Source organism: Enterococcus sp. AZ071, from assembly GCF_050499065.1.
In the GTDB taxonomy this organism is placed as follows: domain Bacteria; phylum Bacillota; class Bacilli; order Lactobacillales; family Enterococcaceae; genus Enterococcus_A; species Enterococcus_A ferrettii.
Genome location: NZ_JBIPAS010000002.1, coordinates 230,002 through 246,403 on the forward strand (window position 1 = coordinate 230,002; position 16,402 = coordinate 246,403).

17 protein-coding genes are annotated in these 16,402 nt (G+C 41.1%); 3 read left to right on the plus strand and 14 right to left on the minus strand.

Translation table 11 applies throughout. The features are described from left to right. Nucleotides 1-26: 26 nt before the first annotated feature. Genes IGI49_RS19685 through IGI49_RS19700 form a run of 4 tightly spaced genes read right to left on the minus strand, consistent with a single transcriptional unit; the run spans nt 27 to nt 4,632 of the window. The gene (locus tag IGI49_RS19685) at nt 27-1,463 is read right to left on the minus strand and encodes an FGGY-family carbohydrate kinase (RefSeq protein WP_429965870.1); all 1,437 of its coding nucleotides are present in this window, start codon (nt 1,461-1,463) and stop codon (nt 27-29) included. A 1-nt stretch (nt 1,464) separates the two neighbouring features. Then, nucleotides 1,465-2,400 carry a transketolase family protein gene (locus IGI49_RS19690; protein ID WP_429965869.1) on the minus strand — a complete coding sequence of 312 codons (936 nt, stop codon included), beginning with the start codon at nt 2,398-2,400 and terminating at the stop codon, nt 1,465-1,467. Further along, entirely contained in the window at nt 2,393-3,223 is an 831-nt protein-coding gene (locus IGI49_RS19695) for a transketolase (protein ID WP_429965868.1), read from the minus strand. Before IGI49_RS19695 ends, IGI49_RS19690 begins: the two co-directional genes overlap by 8 nt. A 2-nt stretch (nt 3,224-3,225) precedes the next feature. Then, nucleotides 3,226-4,632: an L-fucose/L-arabinose isomerase family protein gene (locus IGI49_RS19700; protein WP_429965867.1), complete on the minus strand. Its 1,407-nt coding sequence runs from the start codon at nt 4,630-4,632 to the stop codon at nt 3,226-3,228. A gap of 253 nt (nt 4,633-4,885) precedes the next feature. Between IGI49_RS19700 and IGI49_RS19705 the strand changes: the two genes are divergently transcribed. Further along, nucleotides 4,886-5,911, plus strand: coding sequence for a LacI family DNA-binding transcriptional regulator (locus tag IGI49_RS19705; protein ID WP_429965866.1), 1,026 nt, complete (start codon nt 4,886-4,888; stop codon nt 5,909-5,911). A gap of 266 nt (nt 5,912-6,177) precedes the next feature. Here the strand turns inward: IGI49_RS19705 and IGI49_RS19710 are convergent, their stop codons facing one another. The 5 genes from IGI49_RS19710 to IGI49_RS19730 all read right to left on the minus strand — a co-directional run bounded on the left by IGI49_RS19710 (nt 6,178) and on the right by IGI49_RS19730 (nt 9,171). Beyond that, the gene (locus IGI49_RS19710; RefSeq protein WP_429966090.1) at nt 6,178-6,921 is read right to left on the minus strand and encodes an HAD family hydrolase; all 744 of its coding nucleotides are present in this window, start codon (nt 6,919-6,921) and stop codon (nt 6,178-6,180) included. A 20-nt stretch (nt 6,922-6,941) separates the two neighbouring features. Next, the gene (locus IGI49_RS19715; protein ID WP_429965865.1) at nt 6,942-7,178 is read right to left on the minus strand and encodes an HIRAN domain-containing protein; all 237 of its coding nucleotides are present in this window, start codon (nt 7,176-7,178) and stop codon (nt 6,942-6,944) included. Nucleotides 7,179-7,374: 196 nt separating this feature from the next. Further along, nucleotides 7,375-8,166 (minus strand): FxLYD domain-containing protein, encoded by a 792-nt coding sequence (locus IGI49_RS19720; RefSeq protein WP_429965864.1) that lies wholly within the window; start codon nt 8,164-8,166, stop codon nt 7,375-7,377. Nucleotides 8,167-8,335: 169 nt separating this feature from the next. Then, on the minus strand, nt 8,336-8,707 hold the full coding sequence (locus IGI49_RS19725; RefSeq protein WP_429965862.1) for a DUF3021 domain-containing protein: 372 nt from the start codon (nt 8,705-8,707) through the stop codon (nt 8,336-8,338). Nucleotides 8,708-8,718: 11 nt separating this feature from the next. Further along, nucleotides 8,719-9,171 carry a LytTR family DNA-binding domain-containing protein gene (locus IGI49_RS19730; RefSeq protein WP_429965861.1) on the minus strand — a complete coding sequence of 151 codons (453 nt, stop codon included), beginning with the start codon at nt 9,169-9,171 and terminating at the stop codon, nt 8,719-8,721. 215 nt (nt 9,172-9,386) lie between these two features. On the opposite strand from IGI49_RS19730, the gene IGI49_RS19735 reads away from it, so the two are divergent. Both IGI49_RS19735 and IGI49_RS19740 read left to right on the plus strand, forming a co-directional pair. Next, a complete protein-coding gene (locus tag IGI49_RS19735; RefSeq protein ID WP_207701830.1) occupies nt 9,387-9,644 on the plus strand; it encodes a YtxH domain-containing protein in 258 nt (85 codons plus the stop codon). A gap of 270 nt (nt 9,645-9,914) precedes the next feature. Further along, nucleotides 9,915-10,667 carry a GNAT family N-acetyltransferase gene (locus IGI49_RS19740; RefSeq protein WP_429965860.1) on the plus strand — a complete coding sequence of 251 codons (753 nt, stop codon included), beginning with the start codon at nt 9,915-9,917 and terminating at the stop codon, nt 10,665-10,667. 81 nt (nt 10,668-10,748) lie between these two features. Here IGI49_RS19740 and IGI49_RS19745 read toward each other — a convergent pair whose 3' ends face one another. The 5 genes from IGI49_RS19745 to IGI49_RS19765 all read right to left on the minus strand — a co-directional run bounded on the left by IGI49_RS19745 (nt 10,749) and on the right by IGI49_RS19765 (nt 16,393). After that, nucleotides 10,749-11,762, minus strand: a complete 1,014-nt coding sequence (locus IGI49_RS19745) for a tyrosine-type recombinase/integrase (protein WP_429965859.1) — start codon at nt 11,760-11,762, stop codon at nt 10,749-10,751. A 277-nt stretch (nt 11,763-12,039) separates the two neighbouring features. Beyond that, complete coding sequence (locus IGI49_RS19750) at nt 12,040-12,483, minus strand: DUF3788 family protein (protein WP_429965858.1); 444 nt, start codon at nt 12,481-12,483, stop codon at nt 12,040-12,042. A gap of 97 nt (nt 12,484-12,580) precedes the next feature. Further along, the gene (locus IGI49_RS19755; RefSeq protein ID WP_429965857.1) at nt 12,581-13,270 is read right to left on the minus strand and encodes a response regulator transcription factor; all 690 of its coding nucleotides are present in this window, start codon (nt 13,268-13,270) and stop codon (nt 12,581-12,583) included. After that, nucleotides 13,245-15,854 carry a DUF4118 domain-containing protein gene (locus IGI49_RS19760; protein WP_429965856.1) on the minus strand — a complete coding sequence of 870 codons (2,610 nt, stop codon included), beginning with the start codon at nt 15,852-15,854 and terminating at the stop codon, nt 13,245-13,247. Before IGI49_RS19760 ends, IGI49_RS19755 begins: the two co-directional genes overlap by 26 nt. A gap of 20 nt (nt 15,855-15,874) precedes the next feature. Next, nucleotides 15,875-16,393, minus strand: a complete 519-nt coding sequence (locus IGI49_RS19765) for a potassium-transporting ATPase subunit C (protein WP_429965855.1) — start codon at nt 16,391-16,393, stop codon at nt 15,875-15,877. Nucleotides 16,394-16,402: the final 9 nt, after the last annotated feature.

The window sequence follows — 16,402 nt, forward strand, 5'->3', positions numbered from 1 at the left end:
TTTTCGTATCTGTTTTCAACTACTTCCTAAGTCAGAGCTGAAACTACATTCACTAACTTGTACCATTGTAGATATTTGTCATTTAAGTCTTCACTGGCCTGCGGCACTACTTGCTGACCAGCCAAATTGGGCTGTTCTGGCACTTCTCCAGTTAACAACATCGCACCTAGTGCAGACAATTCCTCAATATCGTTCACAATAATTTCTTTTTGCAGTAAGTTGGCTAACTGTTGAACTAGCGCACTGTTTCGAGTAACTCCTCCATCAATCTTAATGACTGAAATCTTATGACCAGAAACCAATTCCAGCACATCGATCACTGCTTTAACCTGAAAAATAATACTATCTAAAATCGCCCCTAGCATATCCAGCTTAGAAGTAGTCCGTTTCAAACCTATAAAAGCTCCCGTTGCTTCATTATTCCAAAATGGGGCCCCTAATCCCTGCAACCCCGGTAAGAAATACACATCTGCTTGACGTTCTTCTGTCAAGACTTGGTTGCAGAGTGTACTGCTGTCGGCCATACTAGCTACCTGCTCATCGAACCAGCGAATCGAGTCAGCACAGGAACGAATAATTCCTTCCAAGGCATAATGCGTTTTAGTTCCTTGCCTTTGCGCAATTGTCGTCAAAATCCGTTGATCCTGATAGCTATCATTTTCTTCCACCTGCATCATAATCGAGCAGCCTGTTCCTAAGGTTACTTTCACTTCACCAGACTTTAAGCAGCCTTGACCGTACAATGCCGCCTGTGAATCAGCCATAATCCCTTGAATAGGAATTCCTCGATAATGGCCAACAATCTCAGAAGAATCCTTAATTGCAGGGAAATCTGTTGCAGCTCCTCCGCATAGTGCCAACAATTCATTATCCCAAGTATGGGTATGAATATTGTACAACAATGTGCGGCAAGCATTGCTTGGTTCTGTGACAAAAGCGTGCTGCTGGGTCAGATTCCATACTAACCAGCTGTCAATAGTTCCAATAGCCAATTCCCCGCTGCTTGATTTTTTAGCAATTGCGGGCACTTCGTCATAGAGCCATTTCACCTTAGTGCCAGAAAAGTAAGAGTCAATGGTCAAACCAGTCTTGGCTTGAACAAAATCACTTTTCCCTTCGTTAATTAGTTCTTCACAAATCGCCAGGCTGCGGTTGCATTGCCAGACGATCGCATTATAGAGCGGTTTGCCAGTTATTCGATCCCAAGCCACGATGGTTTCTCGTTGATTGGTAATGGACAAGGAGGCGACTTGCTTAGCCTGCAGCTGATTTTCTTCCAATGCTTGATTTAACAATAATTCTACATTGTGCCAGATTTCCAATGGGTCATGCTCCACCCAACCGGACTGAGGAAAAATTTGCCGATGGGCTTTATCATACCGCTTGGCAAGCTGACCGTTTTCAAACAGCAGCAGCTTGGTTCCAGAGGTGCTTTGGTCAATGACTAAGCGATAGTTCTTCATTTTATTTCACCATCTCAGCAGCCTGTTTAGCTAAGGAAGCACCATCCAAGCCATAATGCTTGAAAAGCTCCTCACTGGTACCAGTTAATAAAGCTTCATCAGGAAAACCAATAATTTTATGTCGAATTCCCGTTTCTTCCGATAAAGCCTCAGCCACCGCTGCACCTAAACCACCATAGATACTGTGTTCCTCAACTGAAATCACACGTTTAGTTGCAAGAGCTGCCGCCTTTACTGCCTCACTATCGAACGGCTTCAGAGAATGAATGTTTACTACTTTGGCAGAAATGTTTTGCTCCATCAACAGCTCCGCGGCATCCATCGCCTGACGAACCGTTTCACCAGTTGCAATTAAGGTTATATCCTTTCCTTCTTGCATAGTGACTGCTTTGCCGATTTCAAACTCATAATCTTCTTTATAACAATCCTCTACCGGGTTTCGGCCTAAACGAACATAAGCCGGAGTGTTGGAAGCAGCCAAGGCTTGAAACATTTTCTTGGTTTCAAGCCGATCTGCTGGCACTAGCACCTGCAGATTGGGAATCGCTCGTGTAACAGCGAAATCCTGTAGGGAATGATGACTCATTCCTAAAGCACCATAGCTGACACCGCCACTGATACCTATCAGTTTGACGTTTTTATTAGAATAGGCAACATCGACTTTAATTTGTTCAATACTGCGCATACTTAAGAAGCAAGCCGGTGAAGCGGCAAAGGGCCGTTTTCCCATATGAGCCAACCCGGCTGAGATACTAACTAAATTTTGTTCCGCAATGCCCACTTCGATTAATTGCTCTGGCAGCTGCTTAGCAAAATCGGCTAGGGAGGCTGAGCCACGAGAGTCACTGGTCAAAACTAAAATATCCCCATTCGCCTTGGCTTCCTTTATTAATACCTCACACATTACCTGCCGATTAGCTATGCTTTGCTTAGTCATGAGTTAATTCCTCCATCTCTTTTGTTAACTGTTCCAAGGCACTAGATAGTTCCTGATCAGTTGGAACTTTATGATGCCAAGCTGCCTGATTTTCAGCAAAGGATACGCCTTTCCCCTTGACTGTATGAGCAATCACCAATTTCGGTTTTCCTGGTTGATTGGGTTGCTTTAGGGTAGCAACGATTTCTGCCATATTATTGCCGTCAATTTCATGAACGTCCCAGCCGAAAGCTTGCCATTTCTGATTCAATGGTTCTAACCCCATCACATTTTCAGACGCGCCAGTAATTTGCAGGTTGTTACGGTCAATGATTGCTGTTAAATTATCCAGTTTGTAGTGAGCTGCGGCCATTGCCCCTTCCCAAACGGAACCCTCCGCTAACTCGCCGTCTCCCATCAAAGTATAGGTGTGGTATGTTTTATGATCCAATTTTCCCGCCAAAGCAATTCCTACTGAAACTGGCAAGCCATGGCCTAGTGACCCGGTGTTCATTTCTACTCCGGCTACTTTATTATTAGGATGACCGATTAAACGTGAGCCAAATTGTGAAAAGCTGGCCAGTTCAGTTTGATCAATAAATCCTCGATCGGCTAAAACGGCCCACAAGACTTCCGCTGCATGTCCTTTACTTTGAATGTATTGATCACGATCGGTTTGATTAGGATTGGCTGGATCAATCGCCATCACTTCATAGTAGAGAGCTACTAACAGATCAGTACAAGATAAATCCGAACCAGTGTGGCCCGTTTTAGCATCGTAAACTAATTGCATGACATCTTTGCGAATGCTTAAGGCTTTTTGTTGCAAGTTTAAACTTTCCATATTTACTCTCCTCTAAGATATGCTTGAACAGCTTCTTCAATTGGGTCATAAAAATCCGGTTGAACCCCTATATATTTACATGCCTCATATAAGATCGGTACAACATTCTTGCGAACGGCAGCAACATGATGAATGTAGGGTCCATAAACTAACTTGAATTCCAGGCGGTTCAAATTTTCAAATTCTAAATAAAGATACGTTCCTTGATTGTAAGGACCGTCAATCCCTTTACCAGTTCCCATTAACAACGAATATTCTCCATTGTCGCCATCAAACCGGCAAAGGGTGTACTCATCCTTGATAGCTCGGAAGGCAACCGAACCAGGATAATCGAAAACAAAATGCTTGGGCGGCAAAATTGGCTTGGTTTCAGCAGTGGAATAAGCGAATACACCTAAATGCTGCAGCAGCTCACCGTTCTCATTTTCTGGATGGCGGCAATTCACATCTGCAAAAATTGCGCGATGTTCTCCTAAGGAAGCAGCCTCGACTAATAATTCTGATATGGCTCCGTGCACATCGGTCTCGCAAACGAATGGAATCCCTTCTTCCTGTAACAATGACAAAGAAGCATAAGGCAAAATTCCGATTTCATCCTGCAAAGCGGTCCAGCACTGAATAACTCCTGAATTGCAGCCATAACGTTCACATAAGCTTTGTAATGCGACCTTCAAGGCTGCTACCATTTCCAATTCAGCTTCCGTAATTTGTACTTCCGTCTGTTGCTTAAAGTAATCAATAGTTTTCTGTACCTTTTCATATTCATCAGCTTTGATTCGGTTGATTTCCTGAACCACCTCTTGAATTGGCACAGGTGAAAGAGAAATGTTGTAACGTTCCAATAATTCCCCTTCATTACAAATTACAGTCCAAAAATCAAAAGGACGCGGTCCAACTTGTAAAATACGGGTAGCTTTAAAAGTTTTCACCACATTACAGACTTTAATAAAGTCCTGAAGGCCTCGTTCAAATTCTGGCGCATCAAGGTCACAGTTCTTCATATAAGTAAACGGAACTTTGAAGCGCCGCAATACTTTCCCAATCGCGAACAAGCCGCATTGAGTATCCCGCAGCCGTGAGCCGTCCTCTGCTGGTGTTTCGTCCTTCGGTCCCCATAACAAAACTGGGATATCTAACTTTTTGGCTAAACGAGCACAGGCGTATTCGGTTCCAAAATTAACATTGGCTAAAAATAATCCGTCAACCTCAGCTTCCTTAAACTTAGCAACAATTTTTTCAACCCCCTCGTCATCATATAAAAGCCCATCCTGATTCATATCTAAAATATCTACATAATCTACTGATAGTTCTTTCATTTTTTCTCGAGTTAAGTTTGCATAGTCAATTGCGGCATCCGCACTAAATAAATTTCTTCTTGTTGGTGCAAAACCAATTTTTACTTGATCCATTGGAGCTCCTCACTTTCTTAAACGCTTTCTTTTCAGTAGATTATCATCTGTCCTCAACCGCAACAAGGTAAAACAAGTAAAAAAAACTAATTCTATTTCTTAGTTTAGTAAACTAAGAAAAGAGAAGGCGTTTTCTTGTAAAACAAGTAGACAAATTAATCAATATGAGTTAAAAATAGAAAGATAGCCCTAACCACCGACTAAACTAAATCTCTTTTGTTTAGTTAAGTTCATTTATATAGGAGAAAAGAAAATGAAATTAGAAGATGTCGCACGTTTAGCAAACGTTTCAAAATCTGCCGCCTCCTTAGCCCTAAACGGTAAGCCCGGAGTCAGTGAAGAGACGAGAGAATTCATTTTAAAAATTGCCCAACAGTATAATTATGTCCCGATGCGAAAGCATACGAAGGTGGAGGAAGACAAGCTGTCGATTCGTTTGGTGGCCTGTACCAATAAAGATGTCATTACTGAAGAATACGATCAATTGCCTTTTTTTAAGGAGCTGCTTTCCTACATTGCTACCGAGGCTAGTCGAAATCACCATGTCTTGACGACAAACAATTTGCCAAAGCATCACTTATTAGAGAAATTAACTGAGCTGGAGTCTCATGATCTCAGCGACGGCATCATTCTGTTGGGTACGAATTTAACAGCAGCTCATATAGCTCCTGTCAATCAACGCTTTGAAAATTTAGTGATCTTGGATACTCAATGCAACAATTTAAACTGCAACACCATTACGATGAACAATTACCAGGGGGTGTACGCTGCCACTAGACATCTAGTGGAGATGGGACACGAGCGTATTGGATACATTAAAGGCCTGCCGCGAATCAATAACTTTTACGATCGACGGCGTGGCTTCAAGGATGCCCTAAAATTTTATGACATCAATCCGGAAAGTTTGCCTAAATTTTATCTACCGGCCATGAACCTGCAGCTGATTGATAAAAATTTGGAGAAATTCGACGCTTTCATAGCTGACCTGACTGCTGTTTTCTGCGAGGATGATTACATTGCCATCAGTGTGCTGAAAACGTTGAATTCGCTAGGCTATTCAGTACCTGAGGATCTGTCGATTGTTGGATTTGATGACATTCCTGAATGTCGTGTGACGACACCCGAGCTGACCACCATCCACGTTCCCATCAAGGAAATTGCTATGGAAGCCATCACGATGATTGAAAATGGCCTGACTGCCTCAAAAGTGAAAAAGCAAATTCTGCTAAACACCGAACTGATCCAACGAAATTCAGTCAAAAAGCTTTCCCGAATGTAAAAAGAGCGCCTCATTCTGATTTTAAACAGAATGAAGCGCCCTTTTCAGTTCAGCAGCCATAAGAACAAACATTGGTCGAATGCCCTATTTTAAGTTTCATCAGCTTGTTTGTCTTTCATTTCCTATCGCATTAACAGATTGCATCAACTTACTTCTACTAAGAACGTACTTGCTTATTTAATCTTGCCGATAACTTCACAAGAAACCTTTCAGCTTTTCAAAAAAAAAGAATTTACAGTACAGTTTTGCCGATGCTGTGTTTGCTTTTATTCTTCTTCAAACAATTCAAGCTCAAGGCAAGCCTTCCAAATACCATGGTTTTTAACCGTATCTGTTACATAGCTGGCCTTAGCTTTCAGTTCATCATTGCCATTTCCCATCGCAATCGGAAAGCCTACCTTTTCAAACATGGCAAAATCATTTTCTTCATCTCCAAATGCCAAAGCCTGATCGGAGCTGATCCCCATTTTTTGCAAAATTTCTTCGACTCCACTCGCCTTCGAGACATGCTTATAGTGGATATTCAAGGCGGTTGGGGCCACCTTCTCAGCAATTAGCTTCTCTGTATCTAGCGATGGCAAGTCTTCTTTAGGGCAATGACATAAAAATTGCAGAATATTTTCTGGCAATAGTTCGTCAGCAGAATATTCTAGAATTTCTTCAGGTGTTTCCAATAAGAAGTCTGTTTGCTTCGCCTGAAACTGCTCCACCATTTCCTTTACTAACTCAATGGACAGATAATGATTAGCCACCGGCTCCCCTTGAAAAGTAACATAAGTTCCGTTGGAAGAAATGACACTGTCTACCCCAAGCAGTTCTGCAAAATCAGCGATCTTCTCGTAATTACGTCCAGAAGCAATCACCGGTTCAATCCCTTCCTCCTTCAATTTGCTTAAAGCTCGTTTAGCTGACTCAGGAATTCGTCCATAAATCCCCAGCTCCCTAGGCAGTTCATTATCAGCCAACGTTCCATCCACATCAAAAAAAGCTACTTTATAATTTGAATTCATTAACAACTAGTTTCCTCCTTTTACTTACGACCATCCTTCAGCTTAACAACTACTCGAAACTGCCGTTCTGGGTGACTTTCCATATTTGCATATTGAATTCTCGCTTCAAAAATATCCTCAGAACCAAAATAAAGCATTTGGTTCAGCAGATCATTTTTACCACTGGGAACATAACCTAATTTGTGGTCTTCAAAGAAAACTGCCACTGCATTAGGATCATGAGGATTATCCGGTTTGTCTAAGGTTGATTCTTCCATGACCGCTAAGTGGAAATCTACCCGGTCTCGACTTCTTTCAAAGGTGTGCTCCTTTTGATTGATAATAATGCTCCCGGTTCTTTCCTTTTATTTTACCAATAGTTATACAAAGTTGCTATGTCATTTCTAAACTACTGACTCTCACTACAAAAAAATTACTACCCTTTTTTTAGTCAAAGAGTAGTAATTTTTTGCTTTAGTCTTCCGTCTGGTAATAAGAAATAGCAACATCGATACTTTGAAATTCCTTATCTGTCATAAATTCAAATTTATATTTTTGACCCGGGCGCCAGTTGTTGGCACTCAAATAGGTAGTATCTATGACTACACCTTCACTGTCCAATAGATTAACTGTGGCAGTCAGACTGCTCACATTGACACCCGTAGTGTTTTCAACCGTTGCAGTATAGTTGCGATAGATGATTCCGCTATCCACACCCTCCTCTGCAAATCCAGCATTTTGAAGCAACGTTTGAATCTCTTCCTCAATCTTTTCTTTTTGAGCAACTTCTGTGCCATGGGCTGTTAATTCTTTTAGGGTAGCCTCATACTTTTTAGAAATAGGAATCGTATAGTTCTCTGAAAAATCCACCAGCATTTTCGTACGAGTAGAATAATGCTTCTCCCACTTCTGATAAAAAGAGTCAGACCCAAACGTTTCTGTCACTTCAAGTCCATTTTTCAGTTCATTGATGTAAGCAATTGCTTTTTCTTGAAGCTTTGTATCCTTAAATTGTCCGCTTGTATAGCGATCAAGGATAGTCAATTCATAATTTGTCGCCTTTTGCAGTCCTTCTTTTTCCCCATCATCATTATCTTCCGCATAGCTCCATCGTTCTTCAAGTCCTTTACCTAAAGAATCCAAAAAATCCTGATCCACGTAAATAGGACCTGTTGACTCTGTTGTTTTTCCAGTGTCATTACCTCCGCAGGCTGACAGGAACGTGGTGAAAAGCAGACATGTTGCAACAAACACCATTTTTTTCATTTTTGCTCTCCAATCTATTTAACTACTTAACTGCTTTCTTGATATTTCTTTCTATCGATTATAATCGAACCGTAAAAGAACCCTCGTTTCAATTAATTATATCAAACCTTTTAAGAAAAAATCCGTAAAATTAAAAAAGGCCCTGGAAAAATTCCAAGGTCCCAATTCGCTATTTTAACTGTTCATTCATCTTTTCGATCTTCTTTTTTTCTACAAAGTAATAAACGGTCCAGATAGAAAAGAAAATTGCGGCAAAAATGAAGCTGCCAGAAATTATCGGTCCTAATTTGAATGGAAACAAGTCCACTAAGTAAGCTGTACTAAAAAATAGAACATAACTGCCAAATAAATGAATTGCCGCAGCAGGAAGCAGCGGGAGATTACTGTCATACACTCGCGATAATGCGCCAATCAGCGTTGTCATTAGTAAGCAGCCAATCACCATCCCTCGAACCTTGGCATCGACAAAAAATAGTCCCGAAACCATCAAAATTAAACTGCCTGTCATCAAGCCGATTATTGCTGATTTAAGTATTTTCATGTTGCTTCCTCCTAAAGGGTTAGTTTATTTTTTAATTGTTGGAAATAGCGTCTGGAGATTACGACCTGACAGTCGTCTTGTAAAAAACCATAATAATTACCGGAAAAGGCTACCTCCAACCGCTGCAGCTTGTTTAGGTTTATGATGGTTGATTTAGCTACCCGCACAAATTTCTTGCTGTCCAGCAGTTTCTCCAGGCTAGTTAAGGCTTGCCGCACAACCACTTGCTCCCCATTTAAGTGAATATTTACTTCCTTGCCAAATACTTCCACATAAATAATCTCATCCTGCCGAATCAACTGATACCCATCAATTGTTTTTAAGGAGAGTACTGCTGGTTTACCAGAAAACTCATTCACATGCTCGATCATTTTCTTACCAAATTCAAGATCATAGGTTTTGACTTCTACCTCTGAATCCTGATATTTTTCTGAAACCAACAAATGAACCTTGAATAGTTCCACTTCCATCACCTCTCTACATTCATAGTTTACCAAAAAACTTGCTGCGAAAAATGCCTTTTAGCACAAGCGGTTATATTTCGGTATAAGTGGTGAATCAAGCCTTTTTTCCGAGTCAAAAATAGGACTTAAGGTTGACGTCTTCCGGCTCCATCTCTCCTATGATAGAGAAGTAGAAAACATTCGGATAAATAAATGAAAAAAGAGGAGGTTTTTTTATGAAAAAAAATCTATTGGATAAAACAATTTTAGTCTTGGTCGTTGCTTCTTTAGGTCTAGTCGCAGTTAATCGTTATGTTTTTCAACCGATTTGGAAGGCCGAAGCAAAAAAGGAAATGGTCGCTTTAAAACAGGAGCTGAAGGAAGAGCAGCAAGACGTTAAATCAGAAGTGGTCGATACGGTTAAATCAGTTAAAGAAGAAGTGAAAGATGCTACAGCCACCAGTAAAATCCAACTAAAAGAAGCGCTAAATTAAAACGATCAATCGTCGGAAATAGGCTTCATTCAATACAACAATTCGTTTAGCATTTCAGAAACAAAGAAACGGAACCTTACCTATTTCTAAAGGTAGGGATTCGTTTCTTTTGATTTTTAAGGCGAATTCTCACTTTTACCTTAGAAAAAAGCTGTATAAATTTTTGCAATTGAATGTATAACAATTTATCCGCTCTTGAGCTGCCTTATTTTTTCTAGACTATCTTCTTAGCAACTGTGATAAAATAAGAGAAAAATGGATGGTGAGTTCATGAGCCCATATGTTAATTTAACCCAAGAAAATATCGCCCAAGAACATCTTTGCTGTGCGATTGCCGGCATGAAGCATCAAGCCGGTGTGGATACTAAAAAGGCTTGGCTGAACGATCGAATTCAAGAGGGACACATCTTTCGCAAGCTTAACGAAAACGGCAAAGTCTTTATTGAGTATTCACCTCTGGAAACGGCTTGGGTCCCAGTAGTGGGAGAAAACTATTTGTATATTTATTGCTTATGGGTTTCAGGGAAATTCAAGGGACACGGTCATGGGAAAGCCTTGCTGGACTATTGTATCGCTGATGCGAAAGCACAGGACAAATCAGGCGTTTGTGTTGTCAGCTCGAAAAAGAAGAGTCCCTTTCTTAGTGATAAGAAATTTCTGACCTTTCACGGGTTTGAGGTTGTGGATACGCTAGTGGGAGATTATGAACTGCTGGCTCTTTCCTTTGATAACACTCTGCCGCAATTTGCCGAAAATGCTCGAAAGCAGCAGATTGATGATCAGGAGCTGACTATTTTTTATGGTCTGCAATGTCCTTTCATCCCTAATGGTTTAAAAGAAGTTGAAAACTATTGTACTGCTAACGAGATTCCATTGAATACCATTGCAGTCGATAGTCTAGAAACAGCCAAAAATCTGCCCGGCATGTTTAACAACTGGGCCATCTATTATAAGGGTGATTTCCAGACGATTCATATGATGAATGAAGGCCAGCTGAAAAAGTTTTTAGCCAAACATTCCTAAAAAAGGACGATCCTCTTAGGTAAAAAGCCTAAGGGGATCTTTAGCAAGCGTTCTCTTATTATCGTATCAAAAGTATTTTACTTATGCTCGGATTGGTTGATCAACTGTTTGAATGACTACTGGTTGTTGAACTACTTCACGGAGATCATTGTCTACTTTTATCGACGTTTCCGGCTCTCCCATTAAAGCACTAACGACCGTAAGATCGCCGATCTCTTCCAACAAGCACTTAGCAAAAGTATAACGCAGTCGGCGAAAATGAATGGGGGCCAACTTAACTTTCTCTTCATTCCCATGAAAATATTCAGTAAGCCATTGCGGCTGCCTTGATTGATTGAATTGTGAAAAAACGTAGTGACTTGTTTCCGCAGATTCTTTCAGACGCAAAAAAAGTGGAACAATTTTATCCGGTATGGGAATAATCCGTTGCGCACCGGTTGATCTCCTATCTTCTGCTGCACCTGCCTTAACATATAAAAGATTTTGCTCGCAATCGATATCCTCCCATTTCAATGCAGCGATCTCTTCAGCTCGTAATCCCATATATAAGGCGATAATTGCAGCTTGTCCTGGCAGACTGTTTTTTCTTTCAATGAATTGATCTAAGTCCGCTTGTTCCGACAAGGAGAGCGCTTCGATTCTTACTCTGGTCCTTTTTTTCACGATCTGTTCATAAGGATTCTCTGAAAGAATGTCTAGCTGAACAGCATAATCTAAGGTCTTGCTGAGTAAAGACTTCAATTCTTCAATGGTGTAAGCATCTACTTCTTTTTGCTTCCAATCCATCATTAAATTAACTAGCATGAAGCGATCCAGCATTTGTAGAGGGACCTCACCAATTGCTGGATAGAGATACTTTTCCAATTTATATTGATAACTCCTAAATGATAAACAAAATGGCATAAACTGCTCCGATGCTACCCGTTTGCACCAGTTACGATACGTTATATGACAATCATCCGTCGTTTCGATTGCAGCCCTGTCTTCCTTTATCAGGTTTTCACCCGCTTCTTGTATCTGATTTTCTCTTTGATTAGCGTGGTAATTCCCTAGGCGCTGATCCTTTCTTAAATAGGCTCTTGCACTTCCTACCATAAACAACTTCCCCCTTTTTTTATGACACTTTAACAAAAAAATCCCTATAAATAGCTCTACTTCTCAAAAAAACATACAAGTTTTCACACAAAAAAAGTAGAACTATATATATTATAATCTTTTTCAGAAGTTTTTAAAGCTTAAATTCAAGATTTTACCAACAGAAAATTAGTTTTTTTGTTGCGCATTTTTATAAAATTCTTTTTAACAAAAATTGCTAGACATTTTACTTAAAACAATCAATTATTTTATTCAAAGAAAAAAAGCTGATTTATCCTCAGCTTTTCTTAGGTGAAACCTTGATTGCAATCAAGGAGAGAATGTCAGTCAAATCTTGCTCTGTTCTAATTTTCGGATGCAGCCATCCCCCTTGCTCGCCACAGGGATAGCGCTCCTTCCAGAGCCTTTGCATCTGCGGCTGCAGTTGAGCAAGAATTGCTTCAACCTTAGATGCACCTTTGTCATTAATGGATAACGTGCAGGCAATCCCACCCTCTTCAAAAAAAAGGTAACAGAGCAACGACTTCTTGTGGGCATAACGATAGCCCCAGCCCTCCTGCCTTCCAAAAGGAAAACGTAATTCCCGCTGCAAATCATAACGTTTTTGCAGTGCGTCTTCGAATTGCTCCAGCTGATGAAGAGCTAATTTACCGATAAACATTTGAATTTGTTCCTCAGTCGGCCTTTTTTTCTTATCCGACAAATGTTTTGTTTCTTCCATCGTATCCCTCTCCTCACAAAAGAATAAACCGCTTTCTTATATTATAAAGTAAAAAGAGCTGGCAATCAGAATAATATGCCAGCTCTCTTATCGTAAGTTATTCCATGCGGTAATCCCTTAGTCGGTAGCCTACCCCTATTTCAGTAATCAAATATTCCGGCTCCAACGTATTCTCCTCAATTTTTTTTCGAAGATTAGACATATTTACTCGTAAGGTTTGCGCATCGCCAGCATAAGGTCCCCACACTGTAGTCATCAATGTGTCGTAAGTGACCACTTTACCTAAGTTTTGAAAAAGAACCGTCAGAATGCGAAACTCATTTTTAGTCAGATGAATTTCTTTACTCGCTTTATAAAAAAGCTGCCGTTCAAAATCAATTTTTAGTTCCTTGTTTTCAATAACCTGGGAATCTAACAAGGGGCGACTGGTATGACGCAAAGCAGTTCGGATACGGGCTAACAATTCATTGGTGCTAAAAGGCTTCGTCACATAGTCATCCGCTCCCAAATCCAACGCCTTCACCTTGTCGATTTCGCTATTACGAGCTGAAATAATAATGATTGGCAGTTCCATCCGTTTACGGATAATTTTCAACAGCTCAACACCGTCAATGTCTGGCAATCCCAAATCTAGCAGCAGCAAATCAAAGCTCTCCTCCTGCAGCAGCATTAACGCTTCCATCCCGTTACCTGCGATTACCAGCTGGTAGCGCTCCTTTTCCAGCACCACCTCCATAAAGTCGGTAATGTTGGGATCATCCTCAATTAACAGCAGCTTTCTGACCATTGACTTCCCTCCTTAACACGAGACGAAAAATGGTTCGTCCTGGTTTTGTTTCAATTTCTAATTGTCCTCCATGCGCATGAACGATGGTTTTTACAATACTTAAGCCAATTCCTAGACCATTTTTGGAATCTACTGGAACTTCCTGGTCACTTGTCAGATTATTTTGGATTCGTTGAAATTGAGCTAGCGGAATTTCTCCGGCATTTTCGATTTCAAATGTCGTCCGTTGATCCTGCTGATAGGCAGTCAGCTGAACAGGTGTCTCACCATTCCCATGACGCAGAGCATTCTCAATTAGATTAAACAGCGCTTGCTCGATCAAAATCGGATCAACCCTCAACAAAATAAATTCTTCTGGCAGCGTGACCTGAATCTCCCGCTGCGGATAAACTTTTTTAATATGCTTGTAGACCGCCTCCACGATTTCCTCGAGGGATTCCTCCGTTTTATCTACCTTCATAGTATCCATATTAATTCGGGTAATCGACAATAGATTCTCCACCATTCGAATCAACCATTGGGATTCTTCTTGGATATCGGCTAATAGTTTTTCCCGCGTTTCTATCTTGATTTCAGGATTCTTCTCCATGGTTTCTGCCAAACCAGAAATCGCGGTTAGCGGTGTTCGTAAATCATGGGAAACGGCCCGCAACAGATTGCTGCGAACTTTTTCCCGTTCATTCTCGATTTCAATCTTTTCTTTTTCACTCTTTAAATTAGCTTGCTCCAAAACCACGGCAATTTGGGTTAGGACTAACCGTAGATAGTTGAGCTGACTATTTTCTAAAACTTGATTGCGGTTACGTTGAATCCCCAGCACCCCTAAACTTTGTCCACCAGAAAGGATGGGTAAATAGAAGCCTTTTGAACCCACTAAAGTATCGGTTCCATTGCCCGCCTCCTTCTGATTTTTCGCAGACCAGAAAGCCACAGCGGCTTCTTCTGCACCACCTAATTTTGAACTTTTGTTGTCCGGGACACTGACACTTTTCTTCTCACCTGATGGATTATAAAAAATAACCTCACGATTGAGCAGACGAGATAAATAAGTCGTCGTAATCTCAAAGATTTGCTGAGAATTTTCAGCCAACACATACTGCTTATTTAATTCATATAAAATTTCCATCTGGTGCTCTTTTTCCTTAGAGCGAACCGCTTGAGCTTTTAATCGAACCATCAAATTGCTTATCATTAAGGCCACAATCAGCATAATTACCAAGGTAATCGGATACCCCTGCTTGTACACTGTTAATGAGTATAGCGGCTCCACGAAAAACCAGTTGAAAGAAAGCACACTTAAAATAGAAGAAAGAGCACTCCAAAAGTATCCGGAAGTCAGTCGAGCAACCAGTAAAACAAAGAAAATATAGAGCAGCATCAAGTTTTGATCCCCTACATGCAAATACTGCATCAGCTCGGTGACTACTGTTGCGGCCAAGACTCCGCTTAAAGCAATCCCAAAATCTTTGGCGCCTCCCTCAATCACTTTCTTAGGATAGGCAAAAATCGAGGTTTGAGTTTCCTTATAGGGAATCAAATGAACCTCAGTAGCACTCAAGCGGCGCAGCAGCCGATCTTCAAATTCCTCTGAAAAAAGCGAGTGATACCAACGGCGGCTTAAGTTTTTACCCATTATGATATCCGTTACACCAATCATCTTGGCGTACTCAACAATCGTTTCGAAGCTGTCATCTTCTTCAATGCTAATCACTTGGGCACCCAGCTTTTCTGCTAAAGGAACTCCGGTTGACGTCGTGTCTGAGGAGCGTATCTGGATCACCACCCATTCAGCACCTAAGCCCTGAGCCAAACGAGAAGACCAGCGGATACACTTTTCAGCCATTTTCGGCATAGTTTCATGAATAATCGTTAAAAGCTTTACTTGTACGCCGGTGTTTTTACCACCTACTCGATTAATATGATCAGAAGCCCGTTGAATCGCTAATCCTCTTAACTGCTCCAGCTTTTGCGGTATGAAGAAATTTTGCAAAGCACGTTTGGCGTTTTCGTTGGAATAAATTTTCCCCTGCTCCAGCCGTTCAATCAGCTCATCCGGCTCGACATCAATCACCTTCAACGAGGCTTGTTGGAAAAAGGTATCCGAAACCGTTTCTTTAACCTCGATCCCGGTTACCTCTTCTACAATATCATTTAGGCTTTCGATATGCTGAACATTCACTGTAGTCATGACACTGATACCAGCATTCAGCAGCTCATCTATGTCCTGATATCGTTTGCGATTTCGCGAGCCTGCAGCGTTGCTGTGAGCCAATTCATCAATAACGACTAGATCCGGCTGGCGTTCAATGATTCGGTCAATGTCTGGCTCATATAAAGTCAGCTGCTTATAAGTCACCGCTTTTAACGGAACCTGCGGCAAGCCATCCAAAAGTTGATTTGTTTCTGGTCGATCATGCGGTTCAACATACCCAACCACCACATCTTTACCTAGCGCTAACAGCTCATGAGCTTCCGCCAGCATTGCATACGTTTTACCCACGCCAGCCGCAAAGCCGAAGAAGACCCGCAGTTTTCCTCGATGAGAAAAGGGCTTCTGTGTTTCTGAAATTTTAGTGACCGCCATTTGGGCCGGTGCTCCTTTCCCTACTGATCGTCCAAGGCCAAATTCAAGGCAAGAACATTGACGAATTTCCGATCAGAAAACCAATCTTTTTGGCTGTTTTTCTCGATTATATCATGAATTGCCGCTTCACTTAGTTTTCGCTCACTGGCAATACGGGGAATTTGAAATTCAGCCGCCTCAAAACTAATGTGAGGGTCCACACCGCTGCCGGAAGCAGTCACTAAATCATTGGGTACATCAACAGCAGAATTAGCTTTCTGTGCTTCATTTGTCCGAGCCGCCACCAGTTCTTTTTGCTTTTCAGAAACTGGCGAAAGCTGACTGACCTCTGGACTTCGACCTGTAAAATAGCCAGCCCCTTCAAAGGTTTGAGCAATTAATTCCGAACCGACAATTTTCCCATTCTTCTCCAGAACACTTCCATTAGCTTGGTTAGGAAACAGCAATTGCCCAACTCCAGTAACTAGTAAAGTATACAGTCCTCCAAAAATCAGCAGACTGAATAATAAAAATCGCAGGCTTGCACCAAGTTTCTTCATTTCCTTTTC

What these genes read in the sequence shown, in the direction of transcription:
- IGI49_RS19685 (WP_429965870.1), bottom strand. Translation starts at nt 1,463, where the DNA reads ATGAAGAACTATCGCTTAGTCATTGACCAAAGCACCTCTGGAACCAAG.
- IGI49_RS19690 (WP_429965869.1), bottom strand. Translation starts at nt 2,400, where the DNA reads ATGACTAAGCAAAGCATAGCTAATCGGCAGGTAATGTGTGAGGTATTA.
- IGI49_RS19695 (WP_429965868.1), bottom strand. Translation starts at nt 3,223, where the DNA reads ATGGAAAGTTTAAACTTGCAACAAAAAGCCTTAAGCATTCGCAAAGAT.
- IGI49_RS19700 (WP_429965867.1), bottom strand. Translation starts at nt 4,632, where the DNA reads ATGGATCAAGTAAAAATTGGTTTTGCACCAACAAGAAGAAATTTATTT.
- IGI49_RS19705 (WP_429965866.1), top strand. Translation starts at nt 4,886, where the DNA reads ATGAAATTAGAAGATGTCGCACGTTTAGCAAACGTTTCAAAATCTGCC.
- IGI49_RS19710 (WP_429966090.1), bottom strand. Translation starts at nt 6,921, where the DNA reads ATGAATTCAAATTATAAAGTAGCTTTTTTTGATGTGGATGGAACGTTG.
- IGI49_RS19715 (WP_429965865.1), bottom strand. Translation starts at nt 7,178, where the DNA reads ATGGAAGAATCAACCTTAGACAAACCGGATAATCCTCATGATCCTAAT.
- IGI49_RS19720 (WP_429965864.1), bottom strand. Translation starts at nt 8,166, where the DNA reads ATGAAAAAAATGGTGTTTGTTGCAACATGTCTGCTTTTCACCACGTTC.
- IGI49_RS19725 (WP_429965862.1), bottom strand. Translation starts at nt 8,707, where the DNA reads ATGAAAATACTTAAATCAGCAATAATCGGCTTGATGACAGGCAGTTTA.
- IGI49_RS19735 (WP_207701830.1), top strand. Translation starts at nt 9,387, where the DNA reads ATGAAAAAAAATCTATTGGATAAAACAATTTTAGTCTTGGTCGTTGCT.
- IGI49_RS19740 (WP_429965860.1), top strand. Translation starts at nt 9,915, where the DNA reads ATGAGCCCATATGTTAATTTAACCCAAGAAAATATCGCCCAAGAACAT.
- IGI49_RS19745 (WP_429965859.1), bottom strand. Translation starts at nt 11,762, where the DNA reads ATGGTAGGAAGTGCAAGAGCCTATTTAAGAAAGGATCAGCGCCTAGGG.
- IGI49_RS19750 (WP_429965858.1), bottom strand. Translation starts at nt 12,483, where the DNA reads ATGGAAGAAACAAAACATTTGTCGGATAAGAAAAAAAGGCCGACTGAG.
- IGI49_RS19755 (WP_429965857.1), bottom strand. Translation starts at nt 13,270, where the DNA reads ATGGTCAGAAAGCTGCTGTTAATTGAGGATGATCCCAACATTACCGAC.
- IGI49_RS19760 (WP_429965856.1), bottom strand. Translation starts at nt 15,854, where the DNA reads ATGGCGGTCACTAAAATTTCAGAAACACAGAAGCCCTTTTCTCATCGA.
- IGI49_RS19765 (WP_429965855.1), bottom strand. Translation starts at nt 16,393, where the DNA reads ATGAAGAAACTTGGTGCAAGCCTGCGATTTTTATTATTCAGTCTGCTG.